The organism is Parabacteroides faecis (assembly GCF_014647375.1).
In the GTDB taxonomy this organism is placed as follows: Bacteria; Bacteroidota; Bacteroidia; order Bacteroidales; family Tannerellaceae; genus Parabacteroides; species Parabacteroides faecis.
The window spans coordinates 108,102-121,889 of record NZ_BMPB01000011.1 but is presented as its reverse complement, the minus strand read 5'-3'; the positions used below and the strand labels follow the sequence as shown (position 1 = coordinate 121,889).

13 protein-coding genes are annotated in these 13,788 nt (G+C 44.5%); 6 read left to right on the top strand and 7 right to left on the bottom strand.

All coding sequences use genetic code 11. The features are described 5' to 3' along the window. Window positions 1–38 precede the first annotated feature (38 nt). Complete coding sequence (locus IEY67_RS16715) at window positions 39–1,325, bottom strand: DEAD/DEAH box helicase (RefSeq protein WP_122374598.1); 1,287 nt, start codon at window positions 1,323–1,325, stop codon at window positions 39–41. Between the two features lie 348 nt (window positions 1,326–1,673). On the opposite strand from IEY67_RS16715, the gene recQ reads away from it, so the two are divergent. Both recQ and IEY67_RS16705 read left to right on the top strand, forming a co-directional pair. Next, a complete protein-coding gene (recQ, locus tag IEY67_RS16710) occupies window positions 1,674–3,506 on the top strand; it encodes a DNA helicase RecQ (RefSeq protein ID WP_122357247.1) in 1,833 nt (610 codons plus the stop codon). A gap of 183 nt (window positions 3,507–3,689) precedes the next feature. Beyond that, complete coding sequence (locus tag IEY67_RS16705; protein WP_075556936.1) at window positions 3,690–3,896, top strand: winged helix-turn-helix domain-containing protein; 207 nt, start codon at window positions 3,690–3,692, stop codon at window positions 3,894–3,896. 45 nt (window positions 3,897–3,941) lie between these two features. Here IEY67_RS16705 and IEY67_RS16700 read toward each other — a convergent pair whose 3' ends face one another. Genes IEY67_RS16700 through IEY67_RS16685 form a run of 4 tightly spaced genes read right to left on the bottom strand, consistent with a single transcriptional unit; the run spans window position 3,942 to window position 7,419 of the window. Next, window positions 3,942–4,529 carry an aminotransferase class IV family protein gene (locus tag IEY67_RS16700; RefSeq protein ID WP_122374599.1) on the bottom strand — a complete coding sequence of 196 codons (588 nt, stop codon included), beginning with the start codon at window positions 4,527–4,529 and terminating at the stop codon, window positions 3,942–3,944. Beyond that, a complete protein-coding gene (locus IEY67_RS16695) occupies window positions 4,513–5,499 on the bottom strand; it encodes an aminodeoxychorismate synthase component I (RefSeq protein WP_183671832.1) in 987 nt (328 codons plus the stop codon). The genes IEY67_RS16700 and IEY67_RS16695 overlap by 17 nt, the downstream gene beginning before the upstream one ends. 1 nt (window position 5,500) lies before the next feature. Then, window positions 5,501–6,376, bottom strand: coding sequence for a carbon-nitrogen hydrolase (locus IEY67_RS16690; protein WP_122357228.1), 876 nt, complete (start codon window positions 6,374–6,376; stop codon window positions 5,501–5,503). Between the two features lie 14 nt (window positions 6,377–6,390). Next, complete coding sequence (locus IEY67_RS16685; RefSeq protein ID WP_183671833.1) at window positions 6,391–7,419, bottom strand: agmatine deiminase family protein; 1,029 nt, start codon at window positions 7,417–7,419, stop codon at window positions 6,391–6,393. A 284-nt stretch (window positions 7,420–7,703) separates the two neighbouring features. On the opposite strand from IEY67_RS16685, the gene IEY67_RS16680 reads away from it, so the two are divergent. The 4 genes from IEY67_RS16680 to creD all read left to right on the top strand — a co-directional run bounded on the left by IEY67_RS16680 (window position 7,704) and on the right by creD (window position 10,497). Beyond that, complete coding sequence (locus IEY67_RS16680) at window positions 7,704–8,099, top strand: virulence RhuM family protein (protein WP_183671834.1); 396 nt, start codon at window positions 7,704–7,706, stop codon at window positions 8,097–8,099. Window positions 8,100–8,187: 88 nt separating this feature from the next. After that, a complete protein-coding gene (locus IEY67_RS16675) occupies window positions 8,188–8,811 on the top strand; it encodes a hypothetical protein (RefSeq protein ID WP_229801102.1) in 624 nt (207 codons plus the stop codon). After that, the gene (locus IEY67_RS16670) at window positions 8,808–9,098 is read left to right on the top strand and encodes a winged helix-turn-helix domain-containing protein (protein WP_183671835.1); all 291 of its coding nucleotides are present in this window, start codon (window positions 8,808–8,810) and stop codon (window positions 9,096–9,098) included. The genes IEY67_RS16675 and IEY67_RS16670 overlap by 4 nt, the downstream gene beginning before the upstream one ends. Window positions 9,099–9,162: 64 nt before the next feature. Then, the gene (creD, locus tag IEY67_RS16665) at window positions 9,163–10,497 is read left to right on the top strand and encodes a cell envelope integrity protein CreD (protein ID WP_183671836.1); all 1,335 of its coding nucleotides are present in this window, start codon (window positions 9,163–9,165) and stop codon (window positions 10,495–10,497) included. Between the two features lie 113 nt (window positions 10,498–10,610). Here the strand turns inward: creD and IEY67_RS16660 are convergent, their stop codons facing one another. Continuing rightward, entirely contained in the window at window positions 10,611–11,384 is a 774-nt protein-coding gene (locus IEY67_RS16660) for a hypothetical protein (protein ID WP_183671837.1), read from the bottom strand. A gap of 150 nt (window positions 11,385–11,534) precedes the next feature. Further along, the gene (locus tag IEY67_RS16655; protein ID WP_183671838.1) at window positions 11,535–13,787 is read right to left on the bottom strand and encodes a Helicase associated domain protein; all 2,253 of its coding nucleotides are present in this window, start codon (window positions 13,785–13,787) and stop codon (window positions 11,535–11,537) included. Between the last annotated feature and the right edge of the window lies 1 nt (window position 13,788).

Genomic DNA, 13,788 nt, shown 5'->3' with positions numbered 1-13,788 from the left:
GCACAAAAATAATTAAAATCCGCGAAAAATCAGGCTCTTTACGGTTTCTTTTTAGCCACCTTCTGATTTCCAGCCTCTGTCCGTTTCTTATTCCTCCAGTAGCTGCCGTCGCGTTTGCTACCGAACATATTCCGGCGTTTGGACTCCTGTTTGATGGCTTCTTTCTTATCGGCCACGGCTGCTTTTACTTCCGCCGTTTCAAACTCATTCCCACCGGCAACAGGAATCTGCTTACCGATCAGTTTCTGTATATCTTTCAAGTACGGTACTTCTTCCGCATCACAGAAAGAATAAGCCACTCCGCTACGTCCTGCACGGCCTGTACGTCCGATACGGTGTACATACGTTTCCGGCACATTCGGCAATTCGTAATTAATCACATGCGTAAGATGATCCACGTCGATCCCCCGGGCAGCAATATCCGTTGCGATCAGTACACGGGTCGTATGATCTTTAAAATTGGTCAATGCACGCTGGCGGGCCGTCTGGCTCTTATTGCCATGAATAGCCTCCGCTCCGATATTTGCTTTTGCCAGGACACGCGCCACTTTGTCCGCTCCATGTTTCGTACGGGTAAATACCAGAACCGATTCCAAAGCGGAATCTTTCAGCAAATGAGTTAGCAGACTTACCTTCTCCGCCTTTTCCACAAAATAAACCCACTGGTCGATCTTATCGACTGTCGACGAAGCCGGAGTAACCTCCACCTTCTTCGGTTCCACCAGGATCGTTCCGGCAAGACGTTCTATCTCCGGTGGCATGGTAGCCGAGAAAAACAACGACTGGCGTTTCTTAGGTAATAAAGGCAGGATTCGCTTGATATCATGGATAAATCCCATATCCAGCATACGGTCGGCCTCATCCAACACGAAATAATCCAATGTCTTCAGGTTGATAAAACCCTGGTTGATCAAATCCAGCAAACGTCCCGGTGTCGCGATCAGTATATCCACGCCCCGCTGCAACGCATCCGTCTGGGGCTTCTGTCCTACTCCACCGAATATAACCGTATGTTTCAGTTTGGTATATTTCCCATAAGCGGCAAAACTTTCCCCGATCTGGATAGCCAGTTCACGGGTCGGTGTCAGTATCAAAGCCTTGATACCACGTGCAAACCCATTCTGACGTTCATTATACAGATTTTGTAAAATAGGGATTGAAAATGCGGCAGTTTTACCCGTTCCGGTCTGTGCGCAACCTAATAAATCGTATCCATCTAACACATAGGGAATCGCTTCTGCTTGTATAGGGGTTGGAATGGTATAACCTTCTTCTCTGAGAGCCTTACGTATCGGCTCGATCAGTTGTAATTGTTCAAATGTCATCTAATAAAAATGTTGAGCCATCACGGCTCGTTAAATAAATAATGGACGCAAAGATAGTCAAATATAGCCACACTTCCTCATTTCATAGGAAGATTATTGCATATCACAACCGTACACCTTTCATATCACAGATGGATTCCGTTTGTCTCACAGTTGAATTTCTTTTGTTTCACAGCTGTGATATGAAAAGAAAAACGGTATAAAATATATCCGTCTCAAAGCTTGTCCGATAGGCCTGCCAGGTAACTGACTATATCCCAAGGGTTAATTCCGAAGCATTCCTAATAATCAGGCAGACCAAGCAGTTATTTAGAAATTATACTATCTTTGTAAATTGATTTTTGGATGATGAAAGAGTTACTGTTGCTGTTAAAGAAGTTTTTTGGGTATACTTCTTTCCGCCCGTTGCAGGCGGAGATCATACAACGCATTTTGAGGAAAGAGGATTCGCTGGTGCTGATGCCTACCGGTGGAGGAAAATCTATTTGCTATCAACTTCCGGCTATTTACCTGCCCGGAACAGCAGTTGTCATCTCCCCATTGATCGCCCTGATGAAAGACCAGGTAGGCGGATTGGTAGCCAACGGTATTCCGGCAGCCGCGCTCAACAGCATGATGCCGGAAGAAGAACGCCACCAGATCAAACAACTCTGCATCCAGGGAAAAATAAAGTTGCTTTACATCTCTCCCGAAGGATTGGTAGGCGAACTGCATTGGCTGCTTCCCCGTATGGATATCTCCCTGATAGCCATTGATGAAGCTCACTGTATCTCGCATTGGGGACATGATTTCCGTCCTGAATATACCCAGTTGTCCGTCCTGAAAGAACATTTTCCAAAGATACCGATCGTGGCATTGACAGCGACAGCCGATAAAGTAACCCGTACCGATATCGTCAACCAACTGAACCTGCGTGATCCGGAAATCTTCATTTCTTCCTTCGACCGTCCCAACCTGTCTCTCACCATCCGGAGAGGACTGAATAAAAAGGAAAAGACGGCAGCTATCGTCCACTTCATCAATGCCCACCGTCGGCAAAGCGGCATCGTCTATTGTATGAGCCGGAATAATACCGAGTTCCTGGCGGAAGAACTTTCCTCTTACGGGATCAAAGCTACCGCCTATCATGCCGGACTTCCTCCCGCTCAACGCGAAAAGGCGCAGGATGATTTTATCAATGACCGGGTAAATGTGGTTTGTGCAACCGTAGCTTTCGGGATGGGGATCGATAAAAGTAATGTGCGTTGGGTGATCCATTATAATATGCCGGGCAGCATTGAAAACTATTATCAGGAGATAGGACGTGCCGGACGCGACGGGATGAAAAGCGATACGCTGCTGTTCTATTCGGTAGGCGATATACTTGTTCTCCGCCGTTTTGCCGAAGGAAGCGGGCAGAAAGACGTCAACCTCCAGAAACTCAACCGGATGAGACGGTATTGCGAAGCGGATATCTGCCGCCGCCGTATCCTGTTGAGTTATTTCGGGGAAGAGGCCGACCAGGATTGTGGGAACTGCGACGTATGCAAGAACCCTCCCGAACGGTTCGACGGCAGCATACTGGTACAAAAAGCACTCAGCGCCATCTTCCGTACAGGCCAGTTTGTCGGCATGAATATGCTGATTAACATTCTCCGCGGATCGGAAAAAGCGGATATTACCGAGAAAGGATACGATAAACTGAAAACATACGGTGCCGGAAAAGACCTTTCTTATAAAGAATGGAAAGAATATCTGTACCAGATGCTTCAGCTGGGGTATATCGAAATCGACTACGTCAACGCCGGTATCTTGAAAGTTACTCCGTTAGGACGAAAAATACTGTTCGGAGAGCAGAAGGCAATGATGTCTATTTACAAGGAGCCGGAAGAAAAAACTTATTTCAGAAGAAAAGATTCCAAATTCAAATACCGCCCGATCAAGCCACTCAAATCCGCATCGGTCGAAGAGACGTTGCTCGACTCACTCCAGCAACTTCGCAAACAGATCGCCGAGAAAGAACAGACACCGGCTTATATCATCTTTTCCGATGATTCACTGGAAGATATGGTACAGAAGAAACCAGTCACGCTGGATGAATTCAGCGATATACGGGGTGTCGGTGAAATCAAACTGGATAAATACGGAAAGGTATTCGTGGCACTGATCCGGTTCGTGTTGCGGTTGCCGAAAGAGGGGTAAATTCACCTCATTTTATTTCAGTTTCCGAATATTCCGTTTTAGGAGTAAAAATTACCGTTACAGCAAAAAAAGGGCAGATTCCTACAAATATTCCTTGTACTTTAGCTTTCGAAACAAAGATACGGGGACAGTACACCCTACTCTACCCGATCAACATAGTATTAACTTATAAAATAACAGCTTATGAATACACTAAGTTTAAAGATGTCTCAGAGCATATCCCAATTGTATGAGACTTTGTGCCAGGTTGGAAGAAGTACATTTGCTGAATTACAAAGAGCGACAAATTTTCAGGACACCGAACTTTGTCTGGCTCTATGCTCTCTTATGCATGAAAATAAAGTATATCAGGCCCGTATCAGTAATACCATTTATTACATTCTTAAATAACCGGGCCTGAAATAAATTCATTCCGCGTATCACATACGTAATAATCTAACGGACATTCGCCACAGGAAATTCAATCTCACCGAACCCGATCATCGCATTGAACAAACGGATCAGCGAATAACGGGACAGATCCTGCGGACGGATTGCAGCCGGAACAATCATTTCCTTCCCCAATAGAGATGCCCGCATCGTTCCTTCCAACAGAGGGACTTCGGGTGTCTCCCATTTGGAACCATCCCACAAGGCAATATTAGCGATCGAAGTATCCGTCAGGAGACCATCGCGCACGATCAGTATATCGTCGGCCTCTCCCCGTTGCCCGAACAGTCCGTCCAATTTCTGACGGTCAGTACTTTTATAAGTATAATCCAACCCGTCGGAGGTGACTATTTTCAAACTATTTACCGGACGGATGGTATACGGCAGATATTCAACCTTCTCCACCTCTTCCTGATACTCCACCCGGCAGCGGGTCCGTTCGGTATATTCTCCCGGCTGGATAAAATCAGCCAGATTTACAGGTAAATTACATTCAAAAATATCTCTCCGCGTCCGGTTGAAGCGGTAATTATGGAAAGCCATATTCACAGCCTTTCCATTCTCGATTCTGATTGTTTCAATAAATGGGCACATATACTTTCTGTTTCATTTCATTATACTCACTTTGCAAATCACTTTGGGAGGTAATGCCACCCCCACTCTTAAACAGCAGCCGTTCTCCTTCCTGTTCCAGGAAACGGATCATAACAGCACTGTCCAGACGGTTACCGTCGAAATATCCCATTACTCCCGTATAGAATCCCCGCCGGTATGTTTCAGCCTCATCGATGATCTCCATCGTCTTTTTCTTTGGTGCACCGGTAATGGAACCGGCAGGCAACAGGCTGAACAAAACAGTCCCTAAAACAGCTTTCCAGTCATCGGGTAACTTTCCCCTGATCTCTGAACTCACCTGTAATAACCGGCCTTTGTTCGTTTCCAGTTCATCTATATACCGATATCTCGATACCGTTACATCCGATGCCACCTGACTCAAATCATTACGGATCAGATCGACAATCGTGGCATGTTCGGCTTCTTCCTTTTTATCTGTCAGAATCCGTTCCCGCGCATCAGGCCGAGATGCATCGATCGTCCCCTTCATCGGGTACGAATAGATGAAACCATCCTCCATACGTACGAATATTTCAGGAGAAAAAATAACAAAACGGTCTCTCAGCCACAACCTGTAAGGAGCCTGCGAAGAATAAAAGATCTCTTTCAGTGTCAGGTTCGTCCGCACCGGAGTAGCGCAAGTCAGGTTGACAAGATAAGAATTACCGGCATGGATATGACCGGATACTGTCTGAAAAGACCGGGAATACGTTTCAAAAGAGACAGGTTCGGTTTCCCACTCGACCTGCTTCTTTGGATACTGCTTCCCATTACCTGTCACATTGGTAAAACCGTTCAGGTCATACAGCAACTCTTCCGGATCAACTGCATCCGGCTCCTCCACCCAAACATGCTCCTGCTTATAATCGACGATAAATATAAAAGGCCGTCCGGATAATCCTGATCGATTCATATACCGGACGGCTTCATCTTTACTACAAAATTTCATATCAGATCAAAAATCGCTCCGTCAATCCGCCGAAAGCATCGATACGGCGGTCACGGAAGAACGGCCACCAACGGCGCACATTCTCACTCCGTGCTTTATCGATCTCCACAACACGCACCTCCTCGTGATCGTTCGGGAACTCAGCCAACAGTTCTCCCTGCGGACCGGCAACAAAGCTGTTGCCCCAAAACTGAATACCGTTTGTCTGTCCCGAAGGGTCCGTCTCATGCCCCGTACGGTTCACAGTGATCACCGGAAGACCGTTTGCCACTGCATGTCCGCGCTGTATTGTTACCCAGGCATCCAGCTGACGTTTCTTTTCTTCTTCCGTATCGCTGCTCTCCCAGCCGATAGCTGTCGGATAGATCAACAGTTCGGCTCCTTTCATCGCCATTAGGCGGGCTGCCTCCGGATACCACTGGTCCCAGCAAACCAATACGCCCAGTTTGCCGACGGAAGTTTCGACAGGCTCGAATCCCAGGTCGCCGGGAGTAAAATAAAACTTCTCATAATAAGCCGGATCATCCGGTATATGCATCTTCCGGTACTTTCCGGCAATCGTTCCGTCTTTCTCAAGCACGACAGCCGTGTTATGATACAATCCCGGAGCACGTTTCTCAAAGAGGGAAAGCACCAGCACGATTCCCAGTTCTTTAGCCAACGCACCGAACTCTTCCGTGGAGGGGCCCGGAATCGTTTCTGCCAGATCGAATAGCCCAGTATCTTCCGTCTGGCAGAAATACAAGCCATTATGTAATTCCTGCAAAACAACCAGCTCCGCCCCTTCTTCAGCGCAAAACCGGATATTATTTTTCAGTTTCTTTATATTATCTAACCGGTCACAGGTGTTCGCCTGTTGAATCAATCCTATCTTCATCTGATTTTCAATTCTCAATTAACAAATTCTTCCGGGTACTGCATCGTCACGCAATGCAGTGAACCATGTTGTTTAATTAACGGTAAGCAATTAATACCTACAATTTCTCTGTCCGGGAATGCTGTCTGCAAAGCCTCTTTCGCAATCTCATCTTTCGGAGAATCGTAGAACGGCAGAAGCACCGCCCCATTTATAACAAGGAAATTCGCATAAGTTGCCGGTAAACGCTCGCCCTCCCATTCCACTTTATCAGCCATAGGCAAAGCGATCAAACGGTAAGGTTCGCCATTCTCCTGCGTAAACTCTTTCAGCTCTTCCTCCATCTCCTGCAATTCGGCATAATGCTCATCTTCTTCATCCGTGCACTGCACATAAGCAATCGTATCCTCACTACAAAAACGGGCCAGCGTATCGACATGGCTATCGGTATCGTCACCAGCCAGGTAACCGCTCTCCAACCACAAAATACGGTTCAGGCCGAATACCTGTTTCAGATAATTTTCCAGTTCCTCCTGCTGAAGATATTCGTTCCTGTTCACGGAAGAAAGACATTCGACCGTAGTCAGTAAAGTGCCTTTTCCATCCGACTCGATACTTCCGCCTTCCAACACGAACGGCTGCATATTGACAGGGATCACCTCCTCTGCAAACGTTTTGCCATGGAACAGTTTCCGTGTGATCAGATTATCATGGTTGGCTGCGTACTTCATTCCCCAGCCGTTGAATACAAAATCATATACGACCGGAGCACCTTCTTCGAACACGGAAATACCGCCGTGATCACGTGCCCAGGTATCGTTTGTCTCCATCTCCCGGAAAATAATACGGCTATAATCCACTTCTCCCAACTGAGAGCGTACCACCGATTCATCCGGACAAACAATCAGTAACTTCTCCCGCTTGATCACCTCTCTGGCAATCTCCACAAAGCAAGGTACCACCTCGTCGAGTATCGGCGCCCAATCCGTCCCTTCATGCGGCCAGGTAAGCTGAACCGCACTTTGCGGATACCACTCCGCCGGTAATATCGTTTTATTTTCCATATTTGCTAGCTTTATTTTCAGAAGACAAAGATAAATATTTATTATATGAAAGCTATCACATCCAGTAAACTTGTGCTTCCCATTACCACAAAACGAACCTCTCAATCCAGCAGAGAGTTACGTAAGAGGAGTAAGTCCGAGATTTAAGTAATAAATTTGTACTCACTTTTAAACCCTAATTCATCAATTATACACATAAAGACACTATCTTTGTAAATAAATATTCGTTAATCAGTAAACATGTAACTGAATTAATTAAAAGCCAATCAAATGACTATAAAAAAATGAGCAAAAAATTCCAAATTAAGAATAGTACAGTTGAATTTCTGATATTTACAAATCAAGCTAAAGAAAATGGCATAGAAGTCAGAGTACAAAATGAGACCATTTGGCTAAGTCAAAAACTAATAGCCATTTTATTTGACTGTTCGACCGATAATATTTCACTTCACCTCAAAAATATATTTAATGATGGAGAATTGGACCCCGACTCAGTTACCGAGGAATTCTCGGTAACTGCTTCCGATGGAAAAAATTCAAGTACAATTTCAGCACAAGTTGCGAAAGCTTTTGCTGAAACTGAATTCAAAAAATATAGAATTATACAAGATCAACTGTTTAAATCTGATTTTGATAGCTTTAACGACAATAATCTACTAAATTTTAATTTAGATCCATAACATTACCCTAAAAACTTTACCCCATTTATTTGGATTCTTCAGAATCCTTCTTAACTTTGCACCACAAAGTACTTTTTATCGTAAGTATATGAACAAGCAAGTAGAAGACATAAAAGCCATTCGCGAGATGATGGAAAGATCATCCAAATTCCTTTCGTTAAGCGGTTTATCCGGCATATCAGCCGGAGTTATAGCGATTATCGGGGCAGCACTCGCCTACTTCCATATTCTGAGGGAACCGGCAAACACAGACTTCAATACGACACACGAAGCGATGTTCCGCGAAATCACTCTGCTGATCACGGATGCTGCTGCCGTCCTGCTCTTCTCTATTTGCTTCGGTATCTATTTTTCCTGGAAAAAGTCAGTGAAGAAGAACCTGATGCCCTCCAAAAGCCTGATAAAAAGGACACTTTATCACCTCGGTATTCCATTGGTTGCCGGAGGTATCTTTGCGCTTATTTTTCTGTTGCGCGGCGACCTGGCAATGGCAATCACCATGACACTTACTTTTTACGGCCTCGCCTTGATCAATGTATCCAAATATACCCTCGACGAAGTCCATTACCTGGGCCTGACAGAAGTCATTTTGGGTATCATCGCCGCTTTGTTTCCCGACGGGAGCCTCTTGCTCTGGACTATCGGATTCGGAGTCTGCCATATCATTTACGGCACAGCTATGTACATCAAATATGATTTGAAGAAAGAATGAAAAACATACTGTCCAAATTAAATAAAGCCTTCGAAAGCCGGATACGACTGGGTATCATGTCTATCCTGTCGGTAAACGAATCAGCCGACTTCAATACCATGAAGCAGTTGATGGAGTTGACCGACGGAAACCTGGCAAGCCATCTGAAAGCCCTGGAGACCATCGGATATATCCGGTCCACCAAGCAGTTCATCGGCCGGAAACCTAATACCCAGTATACAATCACCGAAGAAGGAAGAAAATGCTTTCGGGAACACCTGAATGCATTGGAAGAGCTTATCAAATAATTTTTTTTACCTATTCACTTTGAAACACAAAGTACTTTTCAACCCATACAAACAAGTTAAATTTATGGAAACAACAATCAGAAAAGCAAGCAAAATCAACCAGTCCATTACATTTAAGGCTATGGTTATCGGAGTTCTGACCCTCATTTTACTGATACCGGGGTTAATGATTCAGGATCTGATCCGGGAAAGACAGGACAGAAGTATCGAAACGATCGAAAAGATCAATGCCAAATGGAGCAACGCCCAGACCTTCTGCGGCCCGGTCCTCTCCATCCCTTATACAACAACGCATGTCGATTCGAACAATAAAACCTATTTTCAGGAACATGTCCTGACCATCACTCCCGGAAACCTGACAATCGATACCCGGCTATTCCCGGAAGAAAGATATTACGGGATATACAAAACGATCCTTTACAAAAGTGAAACAGACATTTCCGGAAACTTCGACAAAATCAATTTCCCCAAGATAGAAAACGGCACTATCCACTGGGACCAGGCTTATATGGCAGTCGGTGTTTCCGACCTCCGGGGCATCACCGACAACATAGATTTCAAGCTGGAGAACAAACAATACACGGTAGAAACCACCGGCAATCTGGATACACAGATAGGCAAAATGCTCGCCATCCCGTTAAACGATCCCGAAGTGCTTCAATCCGAACAGCCGCTTACCTTCAAATGCCAGTTAAAACTGAACGGAAGCAGCAACATAAATTTCATCCCAATCGGTAAAACGACTAAAGTCCATGTGGCAGGCAACTGGAAATCTCCCGGCTTCATCGGTAACTTTACCCCCGACCATACCATCACTGAAAATGGCTTTGAAGCCAACTGGAGTATCCTCAGCTTTAACCGGAGTATCCCGGAAATGTGGACCGACGGACAAACCTACTCGTTCGAAGACTCCTCTTTCGGTGTAAACCTGGTCGATCCGGTAAACCATTACCAGCAGAACATGCGTTCCGCCAAATACGCTATCATGTTCATTGCCCTGACATTCGTTGTCTTTTTCTTTGTCGAAATACTGACCGGAAAACGGATCCACCCGATCCAGTATCTCCTGGTCGGCCTGGCTCTGATACTGTTCTACAGCCTGCTCCTGTCCATATCCGAACAAATCAACTTCGGCATCGCCTACCTGATTGCCAGTATAGCCACCATCGGACTGATCACCGCCTATACCTATAGTATTTTCAGGAACAGGATACAGACCGGGGCACTCACCGGCATGTTATGTTTATTGTATATTTTCCTGTATGTCGTCCTGCAACTCGAAGATGTTGCCTTGCTTATAGGAAGTATCGGTTTATTTGTAATCCTAGGAACGATTATGTTCTTCTCCCGGAAAATAAGTTGGTATAAACAAGAAGACGAATATCCTCAAACAGAATAATAAGCATTAGAAATAACATATACTGGGTATCTACAAATTCAGATACTCAGTATAATATGTATTTCAAATACTTTCGTATCAAATCTGGTCTAGTTCAGACAACATGAAACCTCTTAATATTCAGTTCCCGGATAAGGCATTATAATCACTTTTACTTTTCTCAAAAAACTTATACGATGAGCTTCTTGTATAACTTTTTTCCATCTTTCTGTATCCCTTGTTCGCATCAACAGAAATAGATCAGAATCAACAACAACATTAGTACAAGAAGTATCTCCTTTACCCCTTCTATAATCTAATTTACTACCACCTAACTGAATCTGCATATTTTCTATACCTCTAGATGCAGGCTGAAAATCATGCCTACTGTAGTCGAAAGGTAAACTTCCACCTACATCGAGTCTTGCTATGGCATCATCAACCGCTTGTTTAATAGTAATACCACTCTTAACATAAAAATCATTCTCAAGTTTTGATACATTGATTTTATCGCTTGGTTCTGTTTTATACATATACAACTTGCGTATCTGGTCATCATCTAAACTTATAAATACATCTTTCAATGGGCTATCTCCACCTATTCTAATATACTCTTCAACAGCTTCAAACTCAAAAACTCTAGGGTCTAGAATCACCTCAGACAACCTTGCTTGCATCTCAGACATCTTGAATATATCTATAGGAAATGTTAACAATTTCGATGCATGGTAATAGTCAATGATACTTTTTTTATAACTTAATTGCCTCTGCAACACAGGGCTATTCTCTCGAATATATTTCAAAGCAGGATTACTTTTCCTATTATCAATGAACGTCATTTCTTGTTTTACAGCAGAACTTTGTATAGTCCTTGCCATAGGAACTTTAGATGGTTTGTAGTCTTTCATTGTCTCACATTTTTAAATGAAAATTCAAAAATAAGTAAAGTACAGAAAACAAGCAAGCAAATTTTATAGACAATAATAATAGTGCTATGAACCCTTACATAAAGGGTTTAAATGTGAAAATTCCCGAAACAAAAAAGTAAACAACAAACCTTATAAAGGAAAAGAGATCGACTCCAACATTTGTTTTCGCCAGGAGAGAAGTTTTCCGTTTTTAGATAAACGCCGTTGAACGAAGCACCAACTACCGAGCTTATTTTCACGGACAGTGGGCCAGCGGCGTTTCTCCTGGTAAAACAGTTTCAATTTTTCATAGTTTTCCAGCCAGATATCATCGGTATTCCAGATAAAACCGGCTTCATCCATCATCCTGACGCGGTCGGATACAAGTACTCCTTGCTTACGGTACTTACGCTGGGTACTACACCAGGCACCCAGTTTTCCATCGTTACTTTTGGGCCAATATCCCTTTTGCTGATAAAAGAGCACCACTTGTTTCCAGTTCTTCATCCACTGGACATCCAAGTCCTGCTCCCATACAAAGCCGATATGATCCAGCAATCGCACCCGTTCCTCGGACAACAGACCTTTTTTACGACTCTGCCGCTGTGTATTGCACCATGTACTCAGACTGTTCTCTCCTTTTTTAGGAAGACGGTGCATCCGGTCTATAAAATATTTCAACTCTTCATAATATTGCATCCAGCGGCTATCCTGTACCTCCCACTCAAAACCGATATCTTCCAGGCGAGAGATATATTCGTCAGACAATGTCCCTTTTTTTCGTGCGATCCGCTGGGTGTTACACCAACTACCCAACCGGCCCTCGGCTGCACATGGCCAACATCCCTCCCGTTCTTTATATTCTATCAGCCGTTCATACATCACCGGCCACGCATCCAGTTCTGTCAGCATATCATCCACCCGGGCACGGATATCCGACAAGAAACCTGTTACCTGAAACTCAGTGAATCCTTTGAATGTCTTCGGCGCACGGATAGCAGGATGGTAAGACAATTCATACGACATCGCTTCATAAACAGAACGTCCGGAAAGATTATTCACAAAATCCAACACAACAGGACGGGCATCTGAACCGGCTTTCAGGCAACGCCCAAGCTGCTGCAAAGCAACCACATACGACTCTGTCCGGCGCAGGAACATGGCTGCATCCACCCCTTCCACATGCAATCCTTCGATCAGCATATTGATAGAGAACAGCACATGCAATTTACCTGTATCAGTACAAAAATCACGGAGGGTCCGTTCATTTACACGGTTACTATACCCATTATGTATTTCAAACATTTCAAATACAAATCCGCCATGTATCAACCAGCGCGATACTTCCGGCATCATATGTTGAAGGTCTTCCTTATCTTTACAGAAAACGAGAATCTTCTTCACATCCTTCGGCAGGTAACGCCGTATCAGTTCCGAAGCACTCCATGAACCCCGGAAATCCAACCGGGCAAAATCAATCTTCTCCTGAATACGCTGCCGTCGTTCATCCGTACAGCCACTTCTGTTCAGCAGGTGTTGAACCTTATCCAGCTGGTTATTCAAATCGAATACGCTCTGCACCAACACCGGTACCGGCAGAATCTTATAATACCAGGCCATCGAAAGGGAGAGTTCATAAAACAGGTTCCCTTTGAAATAGACCTCTACCGTATCCATCATCTCTTCCGGGCGGATCGGGGTAGCCGACATACCCAATACGCGGGCTTCCGGATTGGCATCGATCACATCCTGTACGGCTTTTCCCCATACCTCCGCACCGAAATGGTGGAACTCATCGATAATGATATGGTCTGCCTGCATGGGAGGAATCTTGTCACGTTGGCGTGATAGTGCCTGGAAAGTCATAAAAGTAACATGCCGCATTTTCCATCCTACCGCTTTCTTTATCTCTGCTATAATGGTAACATTCGGGGCCACAACCAAAATTCGTTCTTTCCGGTGGTTCACAATATAACGGGCTATCAGATATGATTTACCCGTTCCGGTAGCCTGTACGACTGCCCCGATACGGTTCTTTTGGAAGCCTTCCTCAATAGCGCGGTAAGCGGCTTCATTATGGGAAAAGAGTTCGATGTGTTTTCCGCTTTCCAGGCTTTTCAGATAGCTTTCGTCGGATACTGTCAAACCATGCAACTCGAAAGAAAGAGCCTCCGGCAGATATCCGCCATGTGCCAGGATACGGTATTGCTTACAGTTACACATCTCCCCGATCCTCTGTAATTCTGTATACAGATCATCCACCTCCGCCAGGCAAAGAGTATCTTTATTCCATAACTCTTTTACAATGAAAGTTACAGAATCCTCCTTGAACCCAACCAGCAGACAGCCGGATTCTTCGGTTACAAAATAATTATAAGAAAGGTAAAGATCGTGAAGGGACATC

Excerpts from the sequence above, each read along its gene's own strand:
- IEY67_RS16705 (WP_075556936.1), top strand. The coding sequence starts at position 3,690 with ATGAATACACTAAGTTTAAAGATGTCTCAGAGCATATCCCAATTGTAT.
- IEY67_RS16655 (WP_183671838.1), bottom strand. The coding sequence starts at position 13,787 with ATGTCCCTTCACGATCTTTACCTTTCTTATAATTATTTTGTAACCGAA.
- recQ (WP_122357247.1), top strand. The coding sequence starts at position 1,674 with ATGAAAGAGTTACTGTTGCTGTTAAAGAAGTTTTTTGGGTATACTTCT.
- creD (WP_183671836.1), top strand. The coding sequence starts at position 9,163 with ATGGAAACAACAATCAGAAAAGCAAGCAAAATCAACCAGTCCATTACA.
- IEY67_RS16715 (WP_122374598.1), bottom strand. The coding sequence starts at position 1,325 with ATGACATTTGAACAATTACAACTGATCGAGCCGATACGTAAGGCTCTC.
- IEY67_RS16690 (WP_122357228.1), bottom strand. The coding sequence starts at position 6,376 with ATGAAGATAGGATTGATTCAACAGGCGAACACCTGTGACCGGTTAGAT.
- IEY67_RS16675 (WP_229801102.1), top strand. The coding sequence starts at position 8,188 with ATGAACAAGCAAGTAGAAGACATAAAAGCCATTCGCGAGATGATGGAA.
- IEY67_RS16660 (WP_183671837.1), bottom strand. The coding sequence starts at position 11,384 with ATGAAAGACTACAAACCATCTAAAGTTCCTATGGCAAGGACTATACAA.
- IEY67_RS16680 (WP_183671834.1), top strand. The coding sequence starts at position 7,704 with ATGAGCAAAAAATTCCAAATTAAGAATAGTACAGTTGAATTTCTGATA.
- IEY67_RS16700 (WP_122374599.1), bottom strand. The coding sequence starts at position 4,529 with ATGTGCCCATTTATTGAAACAATCAGAATCGAGAATGGAAAGGCTGTG.
- IEY67_RS16670 (WP_183671835.1), top strand. The coding sequence starts at position 8,808 with ATGAAAAACATACTGTCCAAATTAAATAAAGCCTTCGAAAGCCGGATA.
- IEY67_RS16695 (WP_183671832.1), bottom strand. The coding sequence starts at position 5,499 with ATGAAATTTTGTAGTAAAGATGAAGCCGTCCGGTATATGAATCGATCA.
- IEY67_RS16685 (WP_183671833.1), bottom strand. The coding sequence starts at position 7,419 with ATGGAAAATAAAACGATATTACCGGCGGAGTGGTATCCGCAAAGTGCG.